Origin of the sequence: Fictibacillus macauensis ZFHKF-1 (genome assembly GCF_000269865.1) — a bacterium.
Classification (GTDB): Bacteria; Bacillota; Bacilli; order Bacillales; family Fictibacillaceae; genus Fictibacillus_C; species Fictibacillus_C macauensis.
Genome location: NZ_AKKV01000005.1, coordinates 23,497 through 49,773, shown reverse-complemented (window position 1 = coordinate 49,773; position 26,277 = coordinate 23,497). Strand labels below are relative to the sequence as shown.

The 26,277-nt window shown below is 39.4% G+C and carries 22 protein-coding genes; 9 read left to right on the top strand and 13 right to left on the bottom strand.

Going from position 1 to position 26,277, the window contains the following annotated elements:
- Positions 1–10: 10 nt before the first annotated feature.
- Positions 11–508: a general stress protein gene (locus A374_RS00450; protein WP_007200203.1), complete on the bottom strand. Its 498-nt coding sequence runs from the start codon at positions 506–508 to the stop codon at positions 11–13.
- 214 nt (positions 509–722) lie between these two features.
- On the opposite strand from A374_RS00450, the gene A374_RS00445 reads away from it, so the two are divergent.
- A complete protein-coding gene (locus tag A374_RS00445; protein ID WP_007200202.1) occupies positions 723–1,007 on the top strand; it encodes a YjcZ family sporulation protein in 285 nt (94 codons plus the stop codon).
- Positions 1,008–1,047: 40 nt separating this feature from the next.
- Here A374_RS00445 and A374_RS00440 read toward each other — a convergent pair whose 3' ends face one another.
- From A374_RS00440 to A374_RS20400, 4 genes are all read right to left on the bottom strand, one after another.
- A complete protein-coding gene (locus A374_RS00440) occupies positions 1,048–4,191 on the bottom strand; it encodes an efflux RND transporter permease subunit (protein ID WP_007200201.1) in 3,144 nt (1,047 codons plus the stop codon).
- A 14-nt stretch (positions 4,192–4,205) separates the two neighbouring features.
- A complete protein-coding gene (locus A374_RS00435) occupies positions 4,206–4,646 on the bottom strand; it encodes a MarR family winged helix-turn-helix transcriptional regulator (RefSeq protein WP_007200200.1) in 441 nt (146 codons plus the stop codon).
- A 202-nt stretch (positions 4,647–4,848) separates the two neighbouring features.
- The gene (gene putP, locus A374_RS00430; RefSeq protein WP_007200199.1) at positions 4,849–6,333 is read right to left on the bottom strand and encodes a sodium/proline symporter PutP; all 1,485 of its coding nucleotides are present in this window, start codon (positions 6,331–6,333) and stop codon (positions 4,849–4,851) included.
- 315 nt (positions 6,334–6,648) lie between these two features.
- Positions 6,649–6,795: a hypothetical protein gene (locus A374_RS20400; RefSeq protein WP_156793085.1), complete on the bottom strand. Its 147-nt coding sequence runs from the start codon at positions 6,793–6,795 to the stop codon at positions 6,649–6,651.
- Positions 6,796–6,990: 195 nt separating this feature from the next.
- Between A374_RS20400 and A374_RS00425 the strand changes: the two genes are divergently transcribed.
- The gene (locus A374_RS00425) at positions 6,991–8,064 is read left to right on the top strand and encodes an FUSC family protein (protein ID WP_007200198.1); all 1,074 of its coding nucleotides are present in this window, start codon (positions 6,991–6,993) and stop codon (positions 8,062–8,064) included.
- 43 nt (positions 8,065–8,107) lie between these two features.
- Here the strand turns inward: A374_RS00425 and A374_RS00420 are convergent, their stop codons facing one another.
- From A374_RS00420 to A374_RS00400, 5 genes are all read right to left on the bottom strand, one after another.
- Positions 8,108–9,904 carry an LTA synthase family protein gene (locus tag A374_RS00420; protein ID WP_007200197.1) on the bottom strand — a complete coding sequence of 599 codons (1,797 nt, stop codon included), beginning with the start codon at positions 9,902–9,904 and terminating at the stop codon, positions 8,108–8,110.
- A gap of 9 nt (positions 9,905–9,913) precedes the next feature.
- Positions 9,914–11,164, bottom strand: a complete 1,251-nt coding sequence (locus tag A374_RS00415) for a glycosyltransferase family 2 protein (protein ID WP_007200196.1) — start codon at positions 11,162–11,164, stop codon at positions 9,914–9,916.
- A complete protein-coding gene (gene wecB / locus A374_RS00410) occupies positions 11,157–12,299 on the bottom strand; it encodes a non-hydrolyzing UDP-N-acetylglucosamine 2-epimerase (RefSeq protein ID WP_007200195.1) in 1,143 nt (380 codons plus the stop codon). Before wecB ends, A374_RS00415 begins: the two co-directional genes overlap by 8 nt.
- Positions 12,300–13,020: 721 nt before the next feature.
- Positions 13,021–14,187, bottom strand: a complete 1,167-nt coding sequence (locus A374_RS00405; RefSeq protein WP_007200194.1) for a hypothetical protein — start codon at positions 14,185–14,187, stop codon at positions 13,021–13,023.
- Between the two features lie 47 nt (positions 14,188–14,234).
- Entirely contained in the window at positions 14,235–14,717 is a 483-nt protein-coding gene (locus tag A374_RS00400; protein ID WP_007200193.1) for a MarR family winged helix-turn-helix transcriptional regulator, read from the bottom strand.
- A gap of 186 nt (positions 14,718–14,903) precedes the next feature.
- On the opposite strand from A374_RS00400, the gene A374_RS00395 reads away from it, so the two are divergent.
- Positions 14,904–16,568: an alpha-keto acid decarboxylase family protein gene (locus tag A374_RS00395; RefSeq protein ID WP_007200192.1), complete on the top strand. Its 1,665-nt coding sequence runs from the start codon at positions 14,904–14,906 to the stop codon at positions 16,566–16,568.
- A gap of 250 nt (positions 16,569–16,818) precedes the next feature.
- Positions 16,819–17,736, top strand: coding sequence for a heme o synthase (cyoE, locus tag A374_RS00390; protein ID WP_007200191.1), 918 nt, complete (start codon positions 16,819–16,821; stop codon positions 17,734–17,736).
- A gap of 22 nt (positions 17,737–17,758) precedes the next feature.
- On the opposite strand, the gene A374_RS00385 is transcribed toward cyoE, so the two are convergent.
- The gene (locus A374_RS00385) at positions 17,759–18,322 is read right to left on the bottom strand and encodes a GNAT family N-acetyltransferase (RefSeq protein WP_007200190.1); all 564 of its coding nucleotides are present in this window, start codon (positions 18,320–18,322) and stop codon (positions 17,759–17,761) included.
- 512 nt (positions 18,323–18,834) lie between these two features.
- Here A374_RS00385 and dltX point away from each other — a divergent pair.
- The 5 genes from dltX to dltD are packed head-to-tail and all read left to right on the top strand — an operon-like array spanning position 18,835 to position 23,166.
- Positions 18,835–18,963 (top strand): teichoic acid D-Ala incorporation-associated protein DltX, encoded by a 129-nt coding sequence (gene dltX, locus A374_RS00380; protein ID WP_007200189.1) that lies wholly within the window; start codon positions 18,835–18,837, stop codon positions 18,961–18,963.
- Positions 18,964–18,984: 21 nt separating this feature from the next.
- The gene (gene dltA, locus A374_RS00375; RefSeq protein ID WP_007200188.1) at positions 18,985–20,502 is read left to right on the top strand and encodes a D-alanine--poly(phosphoribitol) ligase subunit DltA; all 1,518 of its coding nucleotides are present in this window, start codon (positions 18,985–18,987) and stop codon (positions 20,500–20,502) included.
- On the top strand, positions 20,499–21,728 hold the full coding sequence (gene dltB / locus A374_RS00370) for a D-alanyl-lipoteichoic acid biosynthesis protein DltB (protein WP_007200187.1): 1,230 nt from the start codon (positions 20,499–20,501) through the stop codon (positions 21,726–21,728). Before dltA ends, dltB begins: the two co-directional genes overlap by 4 nt.
- 29 nt (positions 21,729–21,757) lie before the next feature.
- Positions 21,758–21,994, top strand: coding sequence for a D-alanine--poly(phosphoribitol) ligase subunit DltC (gene dltC / locus A374_RS00365; protein WP_007200186.1), 237 nt, complete (start codon positions 21,758–21,760; stop codon positions 21,992–21,994).
- Positions 21,991–23,166 carry a D-alanyl-lipoteichoic acid biosynthesis protein DltD gene (gene dltD / locus A374_RS00360; protein WP_007200185.1) on the top strand — a complete coding sequence of 392 codons (1,176 nt, stop codon included), beginning with the start codon at positions 21,991–21,993 and terminating at the stop codon, positions 23,164–23,166. The genes dltC and dltD overlap by 4 nt, the downstream gene beginning before the upstream one ends.
- Before the next feature lie 42 nt (positions 23,167–23,208).
- Here the strand turns inward: dltD and A374_RS00355 are convergent, their stop codons facing one another.
- Both A374_RS00355 and A374_RS00350 read right to left on the bottom strand, forming a co-directional pair.
- Positions 23,209–25,380 carry an ATP-dependent helicase gene (locus A374_RS00355; protein ID WP_007200184.1) on the bottom strand — a complete coding sequence of 724 codons (2,172 nt, stop codon included), beginning with the start codon at positions 25,378–25,380 and terminating at the stop codon, positions 23,209–23,211.
- Between the two features lie 56 nt (positions 25,381–25,436).
- A complete protein-coding gene (locus A374_RS00350) occupies positions 25,437–26,255 on the bottom strand; it encodes a phosphotransferase family protein (RefSeq protein WP_007200183.1) in 819 nt (272 codons plus the stop codon).
- Positions 26,256–26,277 lie beyond the last annotated feature (22 nt).

Below are 26,277 nucleotides of genomic sequence, written 5' to 3'. Positions count from 1 at the left end.
AACACTACACTTATTCATTGTTTTGTGAGTTCACAGCTAATACTTCTTGTATTTGTTGCATACGGTCTTCGTCTGTTTCTGCAATCACTAACTGCTTTCCTTCTCGGAGAAGTGCTTCATACTTCCTTCCCTCTTCTTCTGTAACACCCATGCCTGCTAGTGTGCCTGCTAACCCACCAGCACTTGCGCCTACAACTGCACCACTTATTGCCGCCGCGATTGGCCCTGAAGCAATGACAAGTCCAATCCCCGGGATGGCGAGCGCACTTAAACCCGCTACTAAGCCACCAAATCCACCAATAAGACCACCAGCTGCCGCTCCAGTTGCCACGCCTTCACTTGTTTTTTTATCTCGTTCACTTTCTCCCTCTATTGACTGGTTGCGATCTAAGCTAACGACCGATATATGATCATCATCAAATCCTAAATCACGCAACACATTAACAGCATCAACTACTTCATCATCTGTCTCATATACGCGTATGACTCTTCTCGTTCTTTCTTCCATTCTACATCCGCCTCCGTTACCTATAGCATGTACCATTAAACCCGTTCTTATTTAGTAAGTATGTTCATTTATTACCCGTTATTTCCTAATCAAAAACGCCGCTGGAATTGAATCTAAACAAACGTACAAATTGTTATTCGTCCAAACCGTTTTTTAAAGGCTTGCATAATTTATAAGGCAAGCAGGTTAAAAGAGAGAGAAAGGAGATGATTCTATGTTTAATAAACAACCAGGTGGTACAAACCGGAACTTCGGATATGGTTACGGATATGGTGCAGGTGCAGGCCCAGGCGTTGGTTATGGTTATGGTGGCGGTGGCGCAGTAGGCGGTTACAGCTATGGCTACGGATATCCAGGCTTCGGATGTGGCGGTGGCGGACGTGGTTTCGCGATTATCGTTGTCTTGTTTATCCTTCTTATCATTATCGGCTGTTCTTGGGGCTGTGGTGGTGGTTACGCAAAAGGCTGTGATGGCTGCGGTTCTTCTTGTGGATGTTAATATGAAAGACCCGTATGAATACTTCATGCGGGTCTTTTTTTTATTCCTCGTGTTGTTTCTTATCCATAAATGGCCACCAGTTTGCTTTACCAAACGTACGAACCATCACTGGTACGAAGAGTGGTAAGACAACAAAGGCATAGAGTAATAGCCCACTTAGAATAATCGTCGCTATTTGTAATAAAGATAGGACACCTGCTGGTAGCATGGCTGCAAACGTACCACCTAGAATGACAACCGCTGATATAATAACGGTTCCCATGTTTTTCATCGCTAACGTCATCGCTTCTCGCACAGTTAATGTTTTGTACTCATTAAAGCGATCCATGAGGAAAATACTATAGTCCACTCCGAGCGCTACGAGAATAACGAAAGCGAAGAATGGAACCGCCCAGTTAATTCCGCTATAACCTAAGATGCGAACGAAAATCATTTCCGAGAAAGCCATCGCCGTATAATACGTTAATATTAGTGAACCTATAATATACAGCGGCATAATGAACGAACGAAGCATGATGATGAGAATAATAGAGATCCCAACGAGCATTAGCACGACCGTGCGTGAATAATCCTTAGCTGACATCTCGCTTAAGTCAGAGTTCATACTCGTTACACCACTTACAGCGTAGTTTACGTTTTCTAAATTCGTATCTCGCACACTACGTTTAATGGCACCTTTAATCTCATCAACTTTATCAATAGCTGCTGCAGAATAAGGATTCTTCTTAAAAACAACATCTAACGTTGTAATTTTACGATCTGCTGGCATATAATTATCGAAAACTTTTCTAAAGTCTTTATTATTAATAACCTTTTCTGGTAAATAGAAACCGGTCATTTGTTTATCTGACGCTTTCGAAATGTCATTTAAATAGTTTCCAGCTGAATCAATCCCGCCGGACACTTTTTTAATGCCTTTGGCACTTTTATTTAAGCCGTTACTCAATTGCGAGAGCTGACCATCCATTTGTGAAAAACCATCTTTTAATTTTTCTTGACCGTTTGCAATTTTCTCCAGTCCACCTTGGACTTCAGGGAGCTTGCTCACGACTTGCGATTGACCATTCGCCGCTTTACTTAAGCCTGTTTGCAGTTGACCTAGCCCTTGTGAAATCTTACCTAAACCAGCGGCTAGCTTTTGCTGTCCGTTAGATAGCTGATCCACATTTTTTAAATCTAACTGATCAATGACTTGCGATTGGAACTGACCATTGACTTGTGTTAAAGCGCCCGAAAGCTTTGTTAATCCTTGTTGTACTTGGGTTACCGTCCCTTTAATGGTTAAATAGTTTCGGTCACCTTGAAGCTCCGGATGACTTTTTTCTAGCTTACCAAAAGCATTTTGCGAGGTTAGGTTTGATAAACCACCTGTTGACTTTTGTAAGCCTTCGTTAATTTTCTCATAGCCACTGTGTAGCTTCACTAAGCCTGGCTTGAGTTTCTTTAAACTGTTTGCTAGTTGTAGATTTCCTTTATAAAGCTGGTTCGCTGCGCTTTGTGCTTGATCAACAGCCTCTTTTAAATCGCCCGCGCCTTGCGAACCACTGCGAATACCATTTTCAATTTTGCCAAGGCCGCCCGAAAGTTTGCCGACCCCGTTTTTAATACCATTCGTGCCATCGACGAGGCCACCAATTCCTTTTTGAGTTTTCTTTAGTTGCGGAGATGATTCACTCAGCTTCCCACTTGCTTGCTGTAATCCTCCACTGATCTTATTTAATCCTTTATTCCCTTTATCTAGCCCATCGCTTACTTTACCTACTTGATGAGCGACTTGCAGTTGTTTTAATTCTTTCCCTGCAGGTCGTGTCGCACTACGAACTTTATCTACACCTGGTACTTTTTCAATTTCACGACTTAATTTTTCAATGGTAGCTAAGTACGCTGGTGTATCCATAGCTATGTCATTTTTCAAAACAACTGTAGCTGGGAGTGACTCTCCAGGTCCGAAGTTATCGGAAATAACGTTAAAGGCTTTTACAGAGTTGTATTTATCGCCAATCTCATCTAATGAGTTAAAAGATAACGTACCTTTATAAAAAGCTAAAAACGGAGTAACAATGACCGCGACAAGCAATAAACTAATGATTGGGCGCTTAAAGGAAAATGAACCCGCCAATCCCCATAAGCGGCTTTGCTTATGTTCTGCACTTGCTTTCGACGGCCAAAAAAGTTTATTTCCGAGCAATGCCATAAAAACAGGCACAATTGTTAACAGAGCTAACAGTAATACGGCAACACCAATCGCTACGGCTGCTGCTGATTGATAAAGCTTAAAGGTTGAAAAACCAATAGCCGCGAACCCAATCATTACAGCTACACCACTATAAAACACCGTACGACCTGCCGTTTTATACGTCGTAATAATCGCTTCAGATAACGTTTCATGATTGTTAATCTCTTCTTTATAGCGACTGAGTAGTAGTATACAATAGTCTGTTCCTATACCGAATAGAACGGCGACAAGGAATATTTGAGTAAATGTCGACAACGGAAAATTAAAACGATCGACGAGGAAGGCTACAATCGATTGTGCCGCTACATAACTAATTCCTACTGTAATGAGCGGAACGAGCGGTGCGGTGAACGAGCGAAACACAATAAAAAGAACGGCTAAAATAAAAATAATTGTAATGTATTCTGTTTTCTTTAAGCCTTCTTGTGAGCTCGCAACAACATCTTCATTGATCATCCAGTTACTCGTATAATAATGATCCACTTTAACGCTTTCTAATTCCTTATAAAGCGCTTTAGAAATTTGTGCTGGCTCTCGCCCTTTCTTTTTAACAGCTACGGAGGCTAAGACTGTATTACCATCTTTAGATACAAGCTGGCTTTTTAATTCTTTGTTCTTAAAGTGCGTTCTTACATCGGTAATGCCAAGCTGATCTTTGTTATTTTCAAGCTTATCAATTCCTGCTTTAATATCATCAAGCTGCCCATCTGTTAACTTGTTTTTACTATGAAAAACAAGGGCTACTTGATTGTCATTATCGGAATTGCCTTTTTTCGATAACTCATCTAACAATGTTTTAGCATAGCTCGATGAATACCCTTTTGGAACACTGACTTGACCTTTTTCACGGACAAGGTTTTCCATGTTGGGAGCGAGGAGCGCCAGCACAACAACCGCTGCGATCCAAATGCCTAAGATGAACCATTTCCCCTTTAATACCGTCCTCATTCTCCTTTACCCTCCTATTCGTCATTCAAGATGGCAGCTAGTTTTTCAAAAAGTGTTAAAAACGTCTCAATTTCTTGTTCGCTAAACACTTTTAAGTAAGGCGATACCACTTCAAATACTTTCTTATCTGCCCACTCAAATACGCTTTGCCCTTCCTCGGTTAACGTAAGATATACGATTCGCCGATCCCGCTGATCACGGATGCGATCAATATAACCCTTTTCCGCTAAACGCGTCACAATAGCTGTAATCGCACTTTTATTCACACAAAAAATCTCCGCGAGCTCTGTCGTAGTACATGATGCTACACGTCTTATGTGCGTTAAGGTTAAATATTGATCATTTGTTAGAACGTCTTGAATCTGCTCACGTATTTGTGCACCAAACCTTTTGTTTACTGTAAACGAAGCTGCCTCATAACGCTCTAGGATGCTTTGCCATTTACCAACATCCATTGTATTCACCTAGTTTCTTTTTAAATCATACTTTTTAGTTCAAGAATTGAACTGTTCACGTTGATAACTATAAAACAGAAGTGAGCTCTGGTCAACATTAAATTGGAACTTTTTTTCTTTACCCTCTTTCCAAAAAAAATACTCCTTTTTCACATACAAAAAAACACCCATTTCGACGTTCGAAACGAGTGTTTTAATCTCTTTATAGTAACGCTTTCTTCGCTTTTTCAAAATCTGCATCAAGATCAGCTGATGGTGGACTTGATAGGAAACTGACGCCGATCACAAAGAGCGTGCAAATGATAAATCCTGGAATAATCTCATACACTTGCGAAAGAGTACCAAACTTCTGTGGATTAGCAACGATAGACATTTTCCAAAGGATAACGACGAGCGTTCCTGAAATCATGCCTGATAGAGCCGCCCATTTCGTCATACGCTTCCAATACAAGCTAAAGAGAATGATCGGTCCAAACGCTGCACCAAATCCAGCCCACGCATACCCTACTAGCGTTAAAATCGTATCATTTGGATTTAGCGCCATGACCAGCGCAATTAAAGCGACAACAAGCACCGCTAAACGACCTACAAAAACAAGTTCTTTATCTGAAGCCGAACGCTTGAAGAACCCTTTATAAAAATCTTCTGTTACCGCACTAGCCGTTACGAGCAGCTGTGATGAAATAGTACTCATAACCGCTGCCAATATAGCTGCTAATAAGAAACCAGTAATAAGTGGATGGAACAATACATCCGATAAGACGATAAAGACTGTCTCAGGTTTAATGGTTTGTCCATGGATGTTAAAATAAGCGATGCCTAATAATCCAGTAAACATTGCACCTACGATGGAAAACAACATCCAACCCATACCAATGCGGCGCGCACTTTTCATTTGTTTAACTGATTTAATGGCCATAAAGCGCACGATAATGTGTGGCTGACCAAAATAGCCTAGCCCCCACGCAATTAATGAAATAATACCAATGATGCTTTGCCCTTTAAATGCATTAAGCAATGATGGATTAATAGAGTGAATAGTCGTAAACGCTTCTGATGTACCTCCGATGTTCCAGATGGTTACGATCGGAACGAGAATCAGCGCGACGAACATGATTGTACCTTGTACAAAATCTGTCCAACTAACAGCAAGGAATCCACCAAATAGTGTGTAAAGAACAACCACACCAACTGTTAACCAAATTCCCCATAAATAATCAAGGTGGAAGGCTGTCTCAAATAATTGACCGCCAGCTACCATACCGGAAGAAGCATATAACGTAAAGAAAATGAGTATAACAAGTGCTGATGTGATGCGCAGCACGCGCGATTTATCTTTAAAACGGTTTTCTAAAAAGTCTGGAATGGTAATCGAATTATTGGCAACCTCTGAATATACACGCAATTTCGGCGCAACGAATAACCAGTTTAAATAAGCACCCGCGCAAAGACCTACTACAATCCAGCCGGCACTTAAACCGCTTACATACATAGCACCAGGTAAGCCCATGAGCAGCCAACCACTCATATCAGAAGCACCGGCACTTAATGCTGTTACCGCTGGTCCAAGATCACGCCCACCTAACATATAATCGGTTAAATTGGCGGTTCTGCGATACGCTAAATAACCAATTAAGAGCATCCCCAACATATAAATACCAATTGAAATAAAAACACCCGTCTCCATTATTTCTCCCCCTTTTCCCAATAAAAACCACCATGTTAACGCTTTCATTTATGTGGTTGAAAATGGTTCGTTTTTATTGATTTTCTGTAATGAATCTTTTATAATGGTTCCTTTTAAAAACGTATCACAGCCCTATGAATTAAACAACATTTTTATTGAAAAAATATGCTTTACTATATGTACTAAAAGAGTTTTCAAAACGCCTTCATGAGGGAAAATAGGACTGAAAACAAATAATAAGATCACAAGATTAAAGCGCCTTGCTTTTCATATAAAAAAGCACTACCCTGTTGGGCAGTGCTTGTATGTTAAAGATTAATCAGCTTTAAATACATGATCGACTAAGCTTTGGAACATGTCTACGTTGTCTGTCAGTAAAAAAACCGGCAGAAGCGCAATAGCAAGGAGTACGATTAGATTGGATTCAACAAATCGGAACATTGCTTTTGGTACATTTTTCATGGCTTCCACATCCTTTTAATATAAATATAATATAGCACTTCTTATTTGTCAAAATATTCAGCAAAAGAGGCTAATATTCTAAATAATGATTTCTAGTATATACCCCCACGCATGAGAAGGGAAACAATTTGCTTAACAAAATCTATATTGTAAAATCATTCTTAACACCTCAGTACAAACGGAAGGAGATTCACCGTGGAAAAAGGAATTGCTATTTTAATTCGCCTCGGATTAACATTACAAGTTATAAAAACGGCCATCGCTGGAGCTATTTCGTGGGAACTATCTTCCATGCTCTCTGAAAATCACTATCCTTTTTTTGCGCCATTAGCTGCTGTATTAACGATGCAAGTGACGATTGCAGGATCTGTCCAAAAAGGCTTTTATCGTATAAGTGGGGTCATTGGCGGCGTAATTATATCCATGCTCATTGGTCACTTTTTATCACTAAATGCTGGTTCAATCATGCTTGTTGTACTCATTGGCATGGCTGTATCTACGGCCTTTAAGCTACCAGCTCAAGTGACTTCACAAGTAGCTGTTAGTTCTATTCTCGTTCTTGCTTTCGGTCAAGGGTATGCGCTAAGCCGTATTGGTGAGACGATGATTGGCTCGATTATTGCTGTGATTGTGAATGCATTACTAGTGCCACCCAATACGATTCCTGCAGCTGAAGAGCTTTGTTTAAAGCTTGCCAATCAAGCAACACTAACATTAAAAGATCTTACTCAGTTATGGAATTCCACACTGCCAGAGCGGCGTCATATACAAGAGGAAGTGCGAGAATTAACCGACCAAAATGAAGCAGGCATTGAAGCCGTTGCGTTAGCGCGGCAAAACTTACGTTATACACCCTTTTTTACGAAACGGCGTGTTCGCCTTGCCCATTTGGAGACAGGCATGAAACATTTAAATCATATTACGCTCCAAATTCGCGGCATCGCTCGCGGTATTCGTGATTTAAAGAACACCCTTCATTTTAATGAATCTAACGGAGAAATAGAGATGCTAAATCAGGCGATTGAAGAAACCGCTCAATGTGTTCTTCAATATGGCGAAACCGTCATTCATCCAACAACAGAGCACTTATTAACGCTGATTGAAAGTATTAAATCTGCGCAAAAAGTGCAAGCTCATTGTCTAACGCTTTTAAAGAAATATGAATCACTAACGATTCTTCGTGATGTAGGAGCCATCTTAACAGACTTAAATCGTATTCTTAAAGAAACAGGTGGCGAAACGATTGTGCGAACAGGTAGAGTCTATTAGCGCAAGAACCCCCGAGAACATGGTTCCTCGGGGGTTCTTCACATTATTCTGTTCGTTGCGGTAACGAGTCTACATACTGATCTGACAGTTGTCCCATTTCTTTTACATAAAGATAATCACGATAAAACGGCGTAAATCCAGCTCCCGTCCGATGAGAGCGTAAATCAAGAGCCCTTCCATCTTTAAAGCCGGCTCCTGGAACAAATAAAATTTGTTGATTGACAAAGCTCCCGTTTGGTAAATAGTAACGAAAGCCAACGGTATTCTTTCTTACCGTTAACAAGTTATGACCAAAATGAACGTTCTTTTTCAGTGAGATCCCTAACAAATGACTTACAGTTGGCATCATATCCACTTGACCGCCTACTTGAGCAATCACTTTTCCTTTTTTCTGCGCAGGATCATGAATAATGAAAGGAACCGTGAACTTATCAATTTCATCGTACGTATGACCTAGAAAAGTCGATACTGGTTTTACATCTTTCATCGGTGCATTATGGTCACCATAAATGACGAGTAGGGACGACTTCAGTAGCCCTTCTTTTTTTAATTGCTCCATAAAGCGCCCTATTTGCTGATCGGTATAATGAATGGCTTGTAAATAGCGGCCAAACTCTGTATCTTTCCATGAAGATGGCAGGTCTAACTTCTGTTTACTCTCAGGCAGTTCATAGGGAGAATGGCTTGATAACGTTATAAGTTGTGAGTAAAACGGTGTTTTTTTCTTCACTTGCTCTTTTAGCAATACACTCGCTTGATCAAAAAACACTTGATCTGATGCACCAATGCCGATAGGGTCGCTACTACCAAAATAGGCACGGTCATAATAATGCTGAAATCCTAAAGAGGCATAGAGTTTATGACGATTCCAATACGTAATATCACCTGCGTGCATTGTGCTCGTCTTATAACCGTGTTTCTGTAACAAACGAGGCAGGCTTGGAATTTGCTTATTTGCATACAGCGAAGACATTGGCAATAAGTCACTTGTATATAATGACGTATTAAAAAGAAATTCAGCATCAGATGTATTACCCGGTCCTACTTGATGAAAGACATTTTTGAAATAATAGCTTTCTTTCAACAGTTGATTAAGATGAGGCGTAATCATCTGGCCGTTTACTTTTTTACCAAGGACAAAGTTTTGCAACGATTCTACTTGAATTGCAATCAGATTTCGTTTCTTTTTCTGTACAGTAGGCTTATCTTTTTTATAGCGATGTTGATCAATTTGCGCTTGCATCTGATCCGTGCGATACGGTCCACCATGAAGCATAGGTTGTGAAAAGGCTTGAACCGTTTCATACGTAAAAAGACCTTCTTCCTTGGCGGCAACAAGTGTATCATCGATCTCTTTGTTTCCCGTTTGCTTAATATTCCAACCCGTCATGCCAGCGGCTACAACAATAATGATCAGTCCCCATGACATCTTAAATGGCTTTTGCGCGTGAATAGGATACACTTTCAGCAGAATCAACACGAGAATAATTGGTAAATCAATAAAGAAAAATAACAATCTCCCGTCAAATAAACTAAGCAAACTATCTTGCATCGTACGTAATTGACCAAGAATAATAAGTAATTTGGCAGTAGGTATCCTGTTAAAAGCAGTATCGTACAAAGCAATACCGACTAATACGAGCGACAGCAACAGATTAGCAACCATATAATAGAGCGCTTTTCCTTTCGCCGGAATCATCCATTCTACTACCATCCATAGAACAGCAATATAGCCAATTTCTAATAATAATGTATTTTGAAAATTAAAATCACCTAAATAGATGCCGCGGAACAGGTAAATCTTTATACTAGCTACCAACAAAAAGATAAAGTAATGCATCATACACTCCTACGATTGAATTTTCGCCATCTCATCTTCGGAAAGAGTACGGTTATGTTGCGTATGGGACCATACTTTTTCATTTCGTTTAATGTAGGCCATAAAAATAACCGGTATCCACGTCGTGCCGAATACGTAAGCATGTAGCATCCAGTGCATATAACGCGCTTTTTGCTCACGAATCATACCAATTGTCGGGATGACAACATAACTGAACAATAAGATTGCTAACCAAATCCAATGATTTAAGAAATAAACTGAGTTTACATTTAGATAAGAAAGGGTAATAAACAAAAGTTGCGTAACAGCTAATAACGAACGCGTTGGTTGAATTAAATAAATAGCGTTATCCAAGTGAAGCAAGCTTTCCTTTTTAATGGCCGCACGTAAGGTTGGAAAGAAAAAGCGATGAAAACAATTAATATGCCCAATCATCCAGCGTAGACGTTGTTTTAAGGATGCTTTTAATCCAAGTGGTTTTTCATCGAATATTTTCGCCTCATGCGCCCAAGCGATTGGTTTTCCTGTTTCCAGTATGTATTTTGCGGTAAATTCTAAGTCCTCTGTTAAGGACTCCGTTCCCCAACCGATCTTCTTTAAAATCGAACGCGAAATCATCATACCTGTGCCACCTAGCTGTGCAGAAAGACCAAGTTTAAACCGCGACAGCTGATAAATATGATTAGTGGACCAGTAGGCATAGGCAATACTTTTTGTTACCCAAGAATCTTTTGGATTTTTCGTATCCAAATAGGCTTGTGCAATTTCATAGCCTGCTTGCAGCTTTTCATTTAGTACATCTAGAAAATTGCGGGACACTAAATTATCCGCATCTAAAACGACCACGGCATCATATGCCTTTCCTTTCATCTCCATTTCATTTAGGCGCGCAAACATCCATTCTAAGCCAAACCCTTTACCTTTGTTATGTGGATCATGACGTTCCATCGCAATAGCACCTTGTTCTCTAGCAATTTGCGCTGTTTTGTCCGTACAATTATCAGCGATAACATACACATCGTAGTGTTGTTTGTCGTACGCTAGCGATTTTAGATTATTAACGATCTGACCAACCACAGTTTCTTCATTATGCGCACATACAAGTACAGCAAAGGTATGATCTTTCGTTGTTATAACAGGCTTTTTCTTTCGTCTTTTCAGCATGCCTGCTGTACTAATCACCGTTTGATAGCACGTGATGGATATAATAAACAACTGAATAAGAATAATCAAAACGTTCCATGCATTTATTTTATCCATGTGTGCACTCCTTCTCCCGTGCCTGTTGCCATTGCAAGATGGCTTCTACAATTCGTTTGGATGCGTGTCCATCACCATAGGGGTTAGCAGCTTGTGCCATTTGATTGTAAGCTTCCGAATCGCTTAAAAGGGTCTTAGCCGCTTCATAAATCACTTGCGCATCCGTACCGACAAGCTTTAGCGTACCTGCCTCAATTCCTTCTGGACGCTCCGTCGTATCACGTAAAACGAGCACTGGTTTCCCGAGCGAAGGCGCTTCCTCTTGAACACCACCCGAATCCGTCATAATGAACATTGAACGAGCTGCAAAATTATGAAAATCAATAACAGATAACGGCTCAATTAAGTGAATACGAGACGTGCCAACGAATACTTCTTGAGCTAACTCACGAATAACGGGGTTTAAATGAATCGGGTAAATAACGTGTAAATTTGGGTATTCTTCAATTAATCTCATAATGCTTTGAAATATATTTCTCATCGGTGTTCCCAGGTTTTCACGACGATGAGCTGTTAATAAAATGAAAGGGTGTTGTCCGATTTCAGACAACAGAGGATGGGTATACGTTTCATCAACCGTCGTTTGCAATGCATCGATGGCTGTATTGCCGGTTACAGTAATGGTTGATGATGCTTTATTTTCTTGAAGTAGATTTCTAGCGGACGCTTCTGTTGGTGCAAAATGAAGATCTGCCATTACACCTGTGAGTTGACGGTTCATTTCTTCAGGAAAAGGTGAATATTTATCGTTCGTCCGCAAGCCTGCTTCCACATGACCAATAGCTATTCGGTTATAGAAGGCGGCAAGACTGGCAACAAATGTTGTCGTCGTATCTCCATGAACGAGAATTAAGTCTGGTTTACACTCAGATATGACTTCGTTTAGGGCAAGCAAAGCATTGGACGTAATATCTACAAGCGTTTGGCGCTCTTTCATAATGTTCAAATCATAATCAGGGGTAATACGAAAAACCTCCAGCACTTGATCGAGCATTTGTCGATGCTGAGCCGTTACGGTAACAACCGATTCTATTTTCTCAGAATACTTTTCTAGCATTAAAACAAGCGGAGCCATTTTAATAGCTTCCGGGCGAGTACCAAAGACGGTCATCACCTTTAAACGAGGGGGATTCATAGTACAAAACTCCTTCAACCTATCATCTTTATATGTATAAGTAGTGTCATTCACTCTAAAAAAATTTATAATCGTAACCTTTGTCCTAGTCCTTTTTGGATATTACACTTAATCTTTCCATCTGGTCAATAGCTTAAATGTTAGTAATTTTAATAGTATTTACCAAAAGTTTTAAATCGAAAATAATAGATAGTTTCACCTTTCTTCTAACGAGCAGAAGGATTGGCGTCCTTTTCCCTCTCTAAAACTTAATTGTAATTATTATAAAATTTAAGAAATGTTTAATGAATATAGTCTTTTAATGCAATAAGTTAAGAATTAATTAACGATTGAGAAACCGTATAAACGCAAAAAATCCGCCCAATTCCAACTATATTGGCAATCGGGCGGATTTCTTCTTTCTTGTGGCTGCGCTTCTATTTGCAAAAGCTTACGTCCATTAGTATTTTCAAGGTTATCAAATGTGGATGAGACCTAGGTCTGTTAAACCCTTTATTATGCCTTGATCGTTCTACCTTCTTTATTCGGGGCTGGTCTAACAATTGCAGCGGAATTATTTCCTTTTATGTATGATTTAATTTCTGGCATAGACCCAAAATCATGTAACAATATCGGCTTTACTTTTTTATTAGGGTATGATCTACAAGACCCTATCTTATAAAATTAGTAAACACTAAAAAAGCAAAGGAAGGTGTAGCTCCTCTGCTTTTTCACATTGCTTTTAGTGCTTTAATTTTGTCTTGTCCATGGCCTCATTCAACGTTCGTTTAATACGGAGCATTAAAAGATTGCCAGCTTTTGTATCATTTTTCTTAGCCGCTTGTACATATTGTTGCGCATCTGTTGCTAGTTTTTTGTATGCCTCTGTTCCTAACATTGCTGTTAAGTCCCGGCTAACTAGATCAATGAACAGTGCTCCTTCTAGCGCTGTAACTGGCGATTGTTCCTCTCCCCATTGTTGTTCACTTTCTTTATACTTACTTAATCCGATCTTTAAGAAACTGCGAACAAATGCTTTATTTACATCCACTGTGTTCAAATCGGCTGCATCATTTTCAAGATTAAACTGTGTTTCAATAAAACTGGCTTCACTGGAAGCATAGCGATTAATGTAAGGAAAGAGCGATTGAAAATAGCCCCAACCCGCAGCCTGTTTTATCTTTGCCGCTTCAGGATTCGTTTTCGCATTTTTATATGCCTGTGTAGCGTATCCATTAGGCAAAGCACCTGAAGCGTAATAGAAGGTTTTCATTAACGTAATTTCCACTTGTTGTTTACCAAGCAAGAATGCTTGCTCATCTCTAGTTTTAACGCCTTTTTCAATTTGTCTAAAGCCTGATTGAACAGCATGTTCCAACTTCGTTTTATAAGCTGCATCGCGCTTTTGAACAGTCGGTTTTAAAATCGTGTAGATGCTTTGAACTTCTTGTAAGCTTTTCTGTGTTTTTGCTGCATCGCTCCAATTTTCTTCCATGCTTTGAAACGCCGCTTGTAACGTTGTATAAAACACATTTTGCATTAATTTATCAAACACTTGCTTGGCAATGGGTTGTTCCATTTTGCCTTCCCCACCTGCTTCAAGCGTAGCATAAATCTTTTCATCCACTTTTGTCTCATTGTCTTCGTCACGCTGCTGTACGAGTTTCTGTAAATTATCTGTATACAACGACAGTATTTTTTTATAATCTACTTTCTTTTCACTGAGATCGGCTAACGCTTCATGATAAATCTCTTCATATGTAGCTTTTGACGGTTCTTTATTCTGCTTGCTTTTTCCATGAACCGGCGGCTTTTCTTTACTAGAAAAGGAGCGATGATCCTCAGCCGTACTACATCCTGCCAATACAAGCCCTACAATGGCCAAACTGGTGATAACACGTTTCTTCATATGTAACACTATCTCCCTCGTCCAGATTTTTACCGATCATCTCCAGACTACCTACCTTTGTCTTCATCCTCTAAACTTTGATTCCACGCATCATAGCCACTTCGAGGTTGAGAAAGCTTCGTCATTATTTCCATCCAAGCCTCTTGGTGTTGACTGCCAGCTTCTTTAAAAATTGTCGCTAACTGCTTGCGCTGACGACTGCTTAATTCTCGTTCTAACTTCTCTCCTTCTTCTGTTAAAAAAAGTTGCTTCACACGCCGATCACGTTCCGATTCTGTGCTGATGATTAAATTTTTTTCCATTAGCTTTTTCATCGGTCCATGAAGAGCTTGCTTGCTTACTTCGAGTAAAGAGAGTAACTTATTCACACTCAAGCCCGGAAAGCGAGCAATAAAAAATAAAATTCGATGATGCACCCGCTGAATACCGTACTTTTCAATAATCAAGTCCGGTTCCTCTGTAAATGTTTTATAAGCAAAATAAAAAAGAGCTAATACATCATTCATGTCGTTCTCCATACGTTTCTTCAACTTACAACTGCCCCTTTCTGCTCACTAAACCTTTCTCTTCCTTAACTATACTACAACGGTCCCTTGATGAAAAAAACTTCTCTATCTTACCCAAAGATAAAGGTCAATTATATTGACATAATAACAAAAGAGGCATACACTACAAATAAGTCAATGTTATTGACATATTTTTTCGAGGTGATTTTAATGAATAACCATTATACTGTCGGTACGTACTTACTTCATCGTTTATCTGAACTCGGTGTTCGCCATATGTTTGGTGTACCTGGTGACTATAACTTAACCTTTCTTGACGACGTGATTGATTTTGAGGGAATGGAGTGGATCGGTAATTGCAATGAGCTAAATGCCGCTTATGCAGCAGATGGCTATGCTCGCATTAACGGAATGGCAGCGCTCGTTACGACGTTTGGTGTCGGAGAGCTAAGTGCCATTAATGGGATTGCAGGCTCTTATGCTGAAAAAGTTCCTGTTGTAAAAATAACAGGTATGCCTACTACAAACGTAATGAATCAAAATTTATACGTTCATCACACGCTAGGAGATGGCAACTTTCAGCACTTTGGTAACATGTTTCAAGAAGTAACCGCTGCTCAAACGATGCTCACGCAGGAAAATGCGGCACAAGAAATTGATCGTGTCTTATTAGCGTGCTGGCATGAAAAACGCCCTGTGCATATTAATCTACCGATTGATGTGTATAACAAACCTGTAAATCCACCGGAACATTCCTTATTAGAACGTGGGATTTCATCGAATGCAACAGCGCTTGAGCAAATGCTCACAACCGTTATTCCTACCATTAAAGAAGCAACTTCGCCCGTCATTTTAGCGGATTACGAGGTGTATCGCTATCAAGCCCAAGAGGCGCTTATGTTACTTGCTGAAAAAACAGGCTTCCCTGTTGCTACACTCAGCATGGGTAAAGGTGTGTTTAATGAAACGCATCCTCAGTTTATCGGTGTTTATAACGGAGATCTTAGCTCTGATTATGTTAAAAATATGGTCGATCACGCCGATTGCATTCTATCTATCGGTGTTAAACTTACCGATTCGATTACGGGCGGTTTTTCTCATGAGTTTACAGAAGAGCAAGTGATTGATATTTCGCCATATAGTGTTTCAAAAAAAGCACTGAAATGGGCACCCATTACGATGCTAGACGCGTTAGGTGCGATCACAGATGCACTTGAGCAAAAGCCAACGCCAGCAACCACAGCTAGATTGGCTGCTTACAGCAACGAATCATCTTTTACAGCAACAAATACTACGCTTACACAAGAACGCTTTTTCGATCAAGTGTCTCACTTTTTACAAGAGGGAGATGTCATATTAGCCGAACAAGGTACGTCTTTCTTTGGCGCAGCTACTATGCCACTTCCAAAAGGAGCAACGTTTATCGGGCAACCTTTATGGGGCTCTATCGGCTATACGCTACCAGCCTTGTTAGGCTCACAATTAGCAGATGAAAGTCGCCGCAACCTATTACTGATTGGAGACGGTTCTTTCCAACTAACTGCTCAAGAACTATCGACGATGCTTCGTCAGCGCATTGCTCCTATTATCTTTTTAATTAATAATGATGGCTATACAGTAGAACGAGCCATTCACGGTGAAAACCAAGTGTATAACGACATTCAAATGTGGGATTATAGTAAGTTGCCAGCCGTATTCGGTGCTGCTGATGCTTCCGTTACGTACAAAGTGCGCACAGAAGAAGAGTTAGAAGCAGCTCTCCATAGCGCACAGAATTCATCACAGCTCGTTTTCATTGAAGTGATGATGGAGAAAAATGACACACCAGAGCTACTTACAGCTTTATCTAAACGATTTGCGAATCAAAATAATTAACGTTTTTTTGAAGCTGAATCAGTTGATTCAGCTTCTTTTGCGTATTTCTTCATTAGTAATAAGCCGCTTTAAACATTCCTAAACAACATTCTTTCCTTCTATCCCGTCTTTTTAGTAAAATAGAAAAGGTGTGGAAATGTTAGTATGTTACTCTGCTAATTCGTACAAAGTATTTAGTACGCGCAATATCTATTGCTTAGCGAATGTAGTACACTGATAATAGATCTTACGTAAAGGAAAGAGGAGCAAAATGGATAGGGAAAATATTGAACAAGCACCAAAACAGTCATTGCCTGACATTTTGGCGCAAACGGTAAAAACAGGCATCATTAAGTCCAACTTATTCCCCATGTTTGCCGGGTTAACGTTGGCTATGTATAAATATCATTACAGCATCGCAGATAAATGGCCAGAAATTGTGTATGCATTGATCGGCTCGATTTGTGTAATGGGAGCTGCAGGCGCCTTTAATAACGTATATGATCGCGATATTGATGCCATTATGGAACGAACGAAAAATCGTCCAACAGTAACAGGCGCCATTCAAGTAAAGACCGTCCTATGGCTTGCAAGTATTCTAACTGTCGCGGGCATTGGCATTTTATCACTCGCAACACCTCTTGCTGGTTTAATGGGCTTCTTAGGCTTATTTTTTTATTTGGTTCCCTATACAATGTGGACGAAACGTCGAACGATTTATAATACGGAAGTGGGAAGTATCTCTGGGGCGATGCCACCACTGATCGGATGGGCAGCCATCTACCCTGATGTCAGCCACCCCGCCATTCTTGGGTTGTTTATTATTATGATTATTTGGCAAATGCCTCACTTTTACGCCATCGGGATTCGCAAAGAAAAAGAATACAAAGCAGCAAACGTGCCAATGCTACCTGTAGTGAAGGGCGCACGACGCACGTATATCCAAACGAATGTGTATTTAATCATTTTAATTGCCAGCAGCTTCTTGCTTGGATCCCTTAGTTATGGACTTATGTATGTTTCTTTACTTCTGGGCGTTGCTTGGCTTTTACTTAGTATTTTTGGCTATAAACGGATGGATTCTGAAAAGTGGGCAAAGAATATGTTTATTTTCTCCTTACTACACATGACTATTCTTTTTTCCACCATTATTATTTACTCCTTAGTGGGCATAGTATTTGGCCTATAAAAAAACAAGCAAGACCGGGAAATTACCTTTCCTGGTCTTGCTTGTTTACATACTTATATTGATTACGTTGAATCGTATAATACAGCACGGTAACCTCTTGATTATTTAACCGTTTTAGTTGTTCTTGTTTTGAAAACTGATAGTGAAAATGGCATTTTTCATTCACGCGGCGTGATTGATCATTAAAGTCAAAGTGACCACACCATATCGTTTCAAGAAAAAGCTCTTGGAAGCTATAGCGAATCACTTCCTTAACAGCCTCTGGTACATAGCCTTGACCCCAATAATCCGGATGAAGAACATAGCCAATTTCCCGTTGACGATCATGGGTAATCGTTTCATCAGGTTTGCGCAAATGCAAACCTATACTGCCGATCACAATGCCGCTTTCTAGATGCTCGATTGCGTAACAGTCTTGTTCAGCAATAAAAAGCGCAACAACTTCTTCACTTTCTTGTAGTGATTGGTGTGGGGCCCATCCGGCTCTTGGACCCACTTCGGCTCTTTTTGCATAATCATACAGAGCTGGCGCATCCCCAAGCTCCCATTGTCGTAAACGAAGCCTATGAGTGAGTAGTTCTTTCATCGTTTAGAACTCCTTTTCAAAGAACAATACCATATTCATCCAAAGTCTACAATCCCATTTCCCCCAAAAAGTGAAGGGGGCAAATTATAAATAATGAAGCATACTATAAAGAGGTTTAATGGCTTTAAGACAAAACTTTCAGAAACCTTGATATGAAAGGGCTCGCAAACTTAAATTAACCTTAAAATTAAGTAATTTTTCTCAAAAAACGTTTACTTTTTACAAATCTTTAGTACGCTTTTTCTATAGAGTATTTTCACGTATTAAATTCACATTGACAACAATTTAAGTATGAGTGTATTATGTTACTAGTACACTGTCTTGCGTTTATCGTTAGAGATCTTTCCCTTACAGAAAAATTTTTCCAAAAATACGCTATTTAAGCCAAATAGTCCTTCTCTTTTAAACGCAAATTTGGTATGCTTTTCTAGGTAAATTTTTGATATTTTTTCGGTATTAATTACCAACTAAAGCGAATACCAATCCAAATACATTACGATGGAGTTGCTATTATGGAAGATAAATTAAAAAGAAGCTGGACATTGCGGTTTCTCTATTATTTTCTAATTTTACTTGCCTTGTTTTTCTTATACGGTTTTCAAGATGCCAACTCAGGCACTTATATTTATAACGAATTTTAATCCGGGAGGTCTTTTTTAAAAATGAAGTTACTACGTACAATTCAAGACCAAGCACTAACGAATCCGGATGCTTCAGCTTTTGTTTCAGAAGATCATGTATTAACGTATCGTGAATTATGGGAGAAGTCAGATCAACTTGCTTATGAGTTACATGAGCGCAAGCTTGTTAAAGGATCACCGATTCTCGTATATGGTCACATGGAAACGGAAATGATGATTTCTTTCCTTGGTTGTGTAAAAGCTGGACATCCATATATTCCTGTAGATACATCGATTCCAACTGAACGAATTGTTAAAATTATTGCAAGCTCACAAGCAGAACTTCTAATTAACAATTCAGGCAAAGCAGTTGATCTTGGAGAGGTAGCTTTACCTATTCTGGAAAAAGCAGATTTTCCTTCAGTATTACAACAAGGAACATCCTTATCAGCGGAGCATTGGGTACAAGAAGACGACAATTTTTATATTATTTATACGTCAGGTAGTACGGGTAATCCGAAAGGTGTTCAGATTACAGCAAACAATCTTCAAAGCTTTGTGGATTGGATGGTTAAAGACTTTCCACTTACATCGGGCCAACGCTTCCTGAACCAAGCACCATTTTCTTTTGACTTATCCGTAATGGATCTATATCCAAGTTTAGCAACGGGCGGAACGTTAAGCGCGATTACAAAAGAAATGATTGCACGTCCAAAAGTTCTTTTTGAAGAGCTAAAGAAATTAGATATCCAAGTATGGACTTCCACTCCTTCATTCGTACAAGTTTGTTTAATGGATCCGTCTTTCAATCATGAATTATTGCCAAACGTGGAGGTTTTTCTTTTCTGTGGTGAAATTCTTCCTAGCGAAACAGCTCGCGAGCTATTAACTCGTTTCCCTAAAGCAACAGTCTTTAATACGTATGGACCAACAGAAGCAACGGTTGCAGTAACAGAAATCGAAGTTACTCATGCTGTATTAGATGAGTACACAGCGCTTCCAGTCGGAAAAAGCAAAGGCGATTCGCGCATCATTATTGTTGATGAAGATCGCAATGAAGTTCCAGAAGGTGAGCATGGAGAAATCATTATTGCTGGTCCTAGCGTCAGCAAAGGGTACCTTGGTGAACCTGCTCTAACAGAAAAAGCATTCTTTATGTATGACGGTGTTCCTGCCTACAAAACAGGTGATGCTGGTTACTTGAAAAATGGCCAACTTTTCTATAAAGGACGCTTAGATTTCCAAATTAAACTTCACGGTTATCGCATGGAGCTTGAAGAAATTGAGCATCAATTAGCAAAGTCAAGTTACGTTAAGCATGCGGTGATTGTTCCTAAAGAAGATCAAAATGGAAAAGCAGAATACTTAATCGCTGCAATCGTTCCAGAAGCGCATTCCTTTGAAAAAGAATATCAACTTTCAAGTGCGATTAAAAAAGATTTAAGCGACGTTCTTCCTGCCTATATGATTCCTAGAAAATTTGTGTATATGGAAGAATTAGCGATTACACCGAATGGTAAGATTGACCGCAAGCAGCTTAAAGAAGAGGTAACAGTATGACGGTTTTTGGTTCCTTTTCTTTCTTCTTCATCCTAGCTGCATTTCTCATCCCAACGGTCATTCTTGGCCTGCAGGGAAAAAGCAATAAAACGTACAACATGATCATGAACCTTTTGTTTTTGATTATTATCTTTTCCAACGTATCAAATGGTAATGTAAACAAAACCATTTATGCAGCCATTTGCCTTGTGATCTTTACAATTTGGCAGATGATGATTATTAAAGGATATATCGCTTATCGCAAACGGGAAAACAAGACAAGTACGTTTTATATTGTTGTGATTTTGTCTATACTACCGCTTGTTATTTCAAAAAGCATGCCATTTATCGATAAACACCTTTCTTTCATTGGTTTCTTAGGTATATCGTACTTAACCTTTAAAGGTGTTCAAATCGTAATGGAAACAAGAGATGGCTTAATTAAAGAACAGTTACCACTCGATCGTTTAATTTACTTTATCTTGTACTTCCCAGCGGTTTCATCTGGGCCGATTGATCGGTATCGTCGTTTCGATAAAGACATCTCTACCGTACCAACGTCTGAACAATATCAAGAAATGCTTTACATTGGTATTAACCGTATTTTCCAAGGTTTTCTCTATAAATTCATTATCGGCTATTTAATCAACAATGAATTACTGTTAAAGTTAAATGATATATCTTGGATTAGCACCTTCCAGCGTGAAATTATTTATATGTACGGTTACAGCCTTTATCTATTTTTTGACTTTGCTGGTTACAGTGCCTTTGCAATTGGTGTCAGTTATATTATGGGTGTTCGCACACCTGAAAACTTTAACAAACCATTCATCAGTCGCAACATTAAAGACTTCTGGAATCGTTGGCATATGACTTTATCCTTCTGGTTCCGTGATTATGTTTACATGCGTCTCGTGTTTTGGATTACAAAAAAGAAATGGATTAAAGATCGCATTGCCATTTCCAATATCGGTTATGTCGTATTGTTCATGCTTATGGGAATATGGCACGTCGCCGGTGGGGCTGCGCTTCAATACATTGTGTACGGTTTGTATCATGCGCTCATTATGGTGTTATACAATTACTTCGAAAAGTGGAACAAAAAGCATAAAAAATGGCCACAAAAGAATAAATTCGTACACGTCTTTTCTATTTTCTTAACGTTTAACTTTATTTGTTTTGGTTTTTACATTTTCTCAGGTCACTTAACAAATTACTGGCAGAGTGGAAACTTTCTTCACTCTTAATACATTTAACTAAAAGGAGCGTATAACAAATGGAATTTAAAAATGAAGTTATTGAATTGCTTGCAGAGATTTGCCAAGAAGACGAGGTAAAAGCAAACCCAGATATCGATTTATTTGAAGCAGGACTTCTAGACTCTTTCGGAACGGTTGAAATGCTTGTAGAAGTTGAAAGCCGCTTTGGTATTTCAGTTCCAATTTCTGAATTCGATCGTGATGTATGGAATACACCAAATCATATCGCTGAGCAACTGGCTAAATTAAAATGAAGAAGAAGCCGGTTTTCGGCCCTGTCATATTAGCGGTTGTTCTGTTGCTGGGGCTAGTCCTCGTTCCTAGTACGTGGGTGGCAAGCATCATCCCTGACAAACGAGTTTCATCAGCAGCAACAGAACTAAATCCGCTAGTGTTTCAGGGGCTTTACGTTCAAGATAAGATGCTGCAAGACGATAAATACTTACCGATTTACGGATCATCTGAGTTAAGTCGTCTCGACCGCTATCATCCTTCCAACTACTTTAAAGTAAATCCAGCTGGGTTTACCCCTTTTCTAGTAGGGCGTGGAGGAAGTCAGTCTCTCGTTCATTTCTTGAACTTTGCAGCACATAAAGATCAGTTAAAAAATAAAAAGATGGTCTTCATCCTATCCGCTCAATGGTTTATTCCTGAAGGATCTGATGCAGCTCACTTTTCTCCAAACTATTCATCGCTACAAGGCTATGACTTAGCGTTTAATAAACAAATAAGTCCAGCTTTAAAGAAGCGTGCCATGAAGCGATTGTTAAAGTTTGATTCTATTAAAAATGATGATATGCTCACAACATTATACAAAGGTGACGTTTCCCATGATCCATGGGATAAACGTAAAGCCTCATTGCTTCGCCCATTTGCTTCATTTTACAAGAAAAGTTTAGATAAGAAAGACTTATACTATACCCTTGTTGGTGGTTCTCCACGTTCACGTACAATCAGTCAGTCTGTTAAAGATAAGAGCTGGAAACAACTCGATCAAATGGCTGCCAAAGAAGGAAAGAAACATTCTAAAAGCAATCCTTTCCGAATTGATGATCGTGCCTACCGCAAAATGAAAGCAAAAGTACCGTCATTGCATATGACGCGTATGAATGATAGCTTTGGAAAATCTCCAGAGTATAAAGATTTCCAACTTGTTCTAGATGTTTTGAAAGAAGCAAAAGCAAAACCATTGTTTGTCATCGTTCCAGTAAATGGACTATGGTATGACTATATGGGCTTCCCGAAATCGGGTCGTTATGCTTTCTATAACAAAGTGAAAAAACAAGTGAAGAAACAAGGCTTTAAAGTAGCTGACTTTTCAAAACATGAATACGATCCTTACTTTATGAAAGATGGTATTCACCTCGGTTGGAAAGGTTGGGTTCACTTCGACCGCTCTTTACTTAAGTTTTATAACAATAATTAATTCAAAAAAAGCAAGGCCTCTTGTAAAGGAGACCTTGCTTTTTTAATTTGGAACAGGCTCTAAAATACCCATTTCTAACACCGTATCCACTGCTAATGTTTTAACGCCAGCAGAGAACCTTACAATTAGCTTATCAATGGTTAAATCTTTTATTTGTCCTTGACCAAAGGTTCGATGATGAACGATGGTTCCTGGGACTAGATGATTGCGGCTTTTAATGGCATTGGGATTATAGCTTTTACGTGGTGGAATGATCCGTTTTTCTTGCTTACCCTGCAATCGTGTTTTCTTTGGCGCAGGCATCGTTAGCTCTTTCACATAGGTAACGAAAGAGGATTCTCCTCCTTGCTCTTGATAGCTAAGAAGCTCTAGATGTTTTTTTGCCCGGGTCATACCTACATAAAATAAGCGTGTGGCTTCTTCTAACCCTTCTCTTGATTTTTTATCTTCAGCCGACGGAATGACACCATCTACTAAATCAATCATATACACATGGTCAAATTCTAAGCCTTTGGCGCTATGAAACGTCGATAGTGTTACAACGTTTTCCCCTTTACGGAACTTAGCCTGCTTCATAACCCGCTCTAAATGCTTTAAGCGCTGCGCAAACTCTTCCATGCTCCGTAAATCCGTCGCAATCTCTGCAAGCGTATCTAAAATGCTCAGGATATAGTCTTTGCGAAAGCCGAGGCGTTCACACATTTTCAGCACACTTTTCTCGTAATGAAGGCGATAGCGAATAACCGAAATCGCTTGTTTTGGTGGCATTCCCTTCATTTCCCTAAGTGTATCTCTACATTCAAGAAGATGCTTGTGCTGATACTCGTGGAGCGTCACATGAGACAGCAGCGTATCAAACACGGACACATTGCGTGAATGCACCCTCGTTAGTTCGATGAACTGTTTTTTGGATACATAGCCTTTTAATTTTGAATAGACGCCTTCATATAAATCCAACCGCTTATCCGTATACGTCATGCGCATAATATTTAACAGATCTTGGACAACCCAATGTGAGAAAAAGCGATGATCGGCATCTTTCATATAAAATGGAATACCCGCTTGATCAAAAACATTCATAAGTGCTGTTGAGGATGCATTGTTACGATACAATAGTGCGATATTTTTCAAGTTAGACTGTTGTTTTAATTGCTTTACTATATACGTGGTTTGCCCTTGTAAAGACGAAAGGTGTTTGATAGCAATCGGTTCATGTGGGGGATTTTCAGTGAACATATTTTTCTCATAGCGTTGTTTATTTTGCTTAATAAACGTATTCGCTACCGACACAATATCGGCAGAAGAGCGATAATTTTGTTCCATGTAGAGAATTTTTGCTGTTGGATATACGTCTTTAAAGCGTAATAAATAGTGAGGTTCCGCACCTCGCCAGCTATAGATCGACTGGTCATCGTCGGCAACCACACATAAATTCTGATGATGACTTACGAGCTTTTCAATGATTTTATGTTGAACGAGTGACGTATCTTGACTCTCATCGGTTAAGACATAATCATAGCGGCTCTGATAGTCTTTTTGTACCGTTTCGTTTACTGCAAGAATCTCTTCAGCTAAAACGAGCATATCATCGAAATCTAGCAAGCGCTCACCGTACCCCGTTCGCTTTATATGTTCATATTCTGAAACGATTTTCGCGGCATGTGGCACATCCGTTTTTACAGCTGCCCACTCGCTTTCTGGAATCATTTTATTTTTTAAATAACTAATATGTGTTGTCAGTTCATCTAACTGATCATCGGTAATGTTCTCACCCGCATAGCGCTGAAACAACTCGCGGAGAATCATTTTCTTGTGTAGGGCGCGGTGGCCTTCTTGCGTAGCTTCGCCATCTAGATGGCCTTCAATAATCTGAAAGGCTACACCTTCTTTCGCAAATTGCTTGCGCACCATTTCAAAAGCAAGACTATGAATGGTCGAGAAGTCTACAGGAGGCAGCCCTGGAAAAAAAGTAGCGTAACGCTCTTTCATATCTTCTGCCGCTGCTTTACTAAAGGTAACAGCTTTAATACGATAAGGCTGAACGTGCTTTTCTTGAATAAGATAGCCAATGCGCATAATAACGGTCGTCGTCTTCCCAGACCCAGGAGAAGCTAAAAGCAACAACGGTCCTTCTGTATGAAGAACGGCTTCTTGTTGAACATCATTTAACGTGACACCTAAAGTCTGTTTCTGTCTTTTAAAATAGTCGTGCATGCCTAACATGTCCCCTCAATAGTCATTGTTGTGACCATTATAACATCTTCATTTCTTCACGTTAGAAATATCTTTACTTTATGTAATAACTCTTCTCCTAAATTAGCAAACGCCTCATCATAAAAAGATGCTGTATAGCGAATAATCCCAAGTGCTTCTATGTAATAAAGAAGATGCTTTAAGGCATCGCTAGGTTCATGCTCCCGGCCATATTCCGTTAAAAAAGCGTCTTCAAGCGTTCCATTTCTCAATTCGCGATGAAAAAATTTAGTAAAGTCTTCCCAGGTAATACCTGGTCGTGCTTGTTCGTAATCAATTAATACAAGCTTTTTATTCACACTATACATGTTTCGAAAACCAAGATCTCCATGAATGGTTACTTTAGGCAGACGACGATATTCATGATCAATTTTTGCTATATGAGGGGTAAACAATGAATATAATTGTATTACCTTTTCTTCGTAAGAATGCTTAGTTACTTCTTTTTCTAACCGTTTTATAATACTCAAATCATCATTGTCTAATGAGCGTTGCGCACTATGGTGAAAGGTCTTTACTAACTGAGCTGCTTCTTTCATAACACTCTCATTCATTGCCGTCACTTCCACCAATGGTAGGTGTTGTGAAATGATCATATATAGCGGTGTTTCCGATCTTGTTCTCTGTACCTCTAATCCATGAATAAAAGGCGATTGTACGTAACTTTGACCGGTTTCAACTTCTGCTTCATACTTGCTCTTATTGTAAAGCACTTTAATAAAAACTTGCTGATTATAACGTTCACTATAACCCGTGTAATGGGTATGAGGGGAAGAATGAGGGACAAGCTTTACTTCACCTTTGATCCAATCTGATACGATTTGTTGAGGGCTCACGTTATTCATTCCTTTCCTGTAA

What these genes read in the sequence shown, in the direction of transcription:
- A374_RS00450 (WP_007200203.1), bottom strand. Translation starts at nt 508, where the DNA reads ATGGAAGAAAGAACGAGAAGAGTCATACGCGTATATGAGACAGATGAT.
- A374_RS00445 (WP_007200202.1), top strand. Translation starts at nt 723, where the DNA reads ATGTTTAATAAACAACCAGGTGGTACAAACCGGAACTTCGGATATGGT.
- A374_RS00440 (WP_007200201.1), bottom strand. Translation starts at nt 4,191, where the DNA reads ATGAGGACGGTATTAAAGGGGAAATGGTTCATCTTAGGCATTTGGATC.
- A374_RS00435 (WP_007200200.1), bottom strand. Translation starts at nt 4,646, where the DNA reads ATGGATGTTGGTAAATGGCAAAGCATCCTAGAGCGTTATGAGGCAGCT.
- putP (WP_007200199.1), bottom strand. Translation starts at nt 6,333, where the DNA reads ATGGAGACGGGTGTTTTTATTTCAATTGGTATTTATATGTTGGGGATG.
- A374_RS20400 (WP_156793085.1), bottom strand. Translation starts at nt 6,795, where the DNA reads ATGAAAAATGTACCAAAAGCAATGTTCCGATTTGTTGAATCCAATCTA.
- A374_RS00420 (WP_007200197.1), bottom strand. Translation starts at nt 9,904, where the DNA reads ATGCATTACTTTATCTTTTTGTTGGTAGCTAGTATAAAGATTTACCTG.
- A374_RS00415 (WP_007200196.1), bottom strand. Translation starts at nt 11,164, where the DNA reads ATGGATAAAATAAATGCATGGAACGTTTTGATTATTCTTATTCAGTTG.
- wecB (WP_007200195.1), bottom strand. Translation starts at nt 12,299, where the DNA reads ATGAATCCCCCTCGTTTAAAGGTGATGACCGTCTTTGGTACTCGCCCG.
- A374_RS00405 (WP_007200194.1), bottom strand. Translation starts at nt 14,187, where the DNA reads ATGAAGAAACGTGTTATCACCAGTTTGGCCATTGTAGGGCTTGTATTG.
- A374_RS00395 (WP_007200192.1), top strand. Translation starts at nt 14,904, where the DNA reads ATGAATAACCATTATACTGTCGGTACGTACTTACTTCATCGTTTATCT.
- cyoE (WP_007200191.1), top strand. Translation starts at nt 16,819, where the DNA reads ATGGATAGGGAAAATATTGAACAAGCACCAAAACAGTCATTGCCTGAC.
- A374_RS00385 (WP_007200190.1), bottom strand. Translation starts at nt 18,322, where the DNA reads ATGAAAGAACTACTCACTCATAGGCTTCGTTTACGACAATGGGAGCTT.
- dltX (WP_007200189.1), top strand. Translation starts at nt 18,835, where the DNA reads ATGGAAGATAAATTAAAAAGAAGCTGGACATTGCGGTTTCTCTATTAT.
- dltA (WP_007200188.1), top strand. Translation starts at nt 18,985, where the DNA reads ATGAAGTTACTACGTACAATTCAAGACCAAGCACTAACGAATCCGGAT.
- dltB (WP_007200187.1), top strand. Translation starts at nt 20,499, where the DNA reads ATGACGGTTTTTGGTTCCTTTTCTTTCTTCTTCATCCTAGCTGCATTT.
- dltC (WP_007200186.1), top strand. Translation starts at nt 21,758, where the DNA reads ATGGAATTTAAAAATGAAGTTATTGAATTGCTTGCAGAGATTTGCCAA.
- dltD (WP_007200185.1), top strand. Translation starts at nt 21,991, where the DNA reads ATGAAGAAGAAGCCGGTTTTCGGCCCTGTCATATTAGCGGTTGTTCTG.
- A374_RS00355 (WP_007200184.1), bottom strand. Translation starts at nt 25,380, where the DNA reads ATGCACGACTATTTTAAAAGACAGAAACAGACTTTAGGTGTCACGTTA.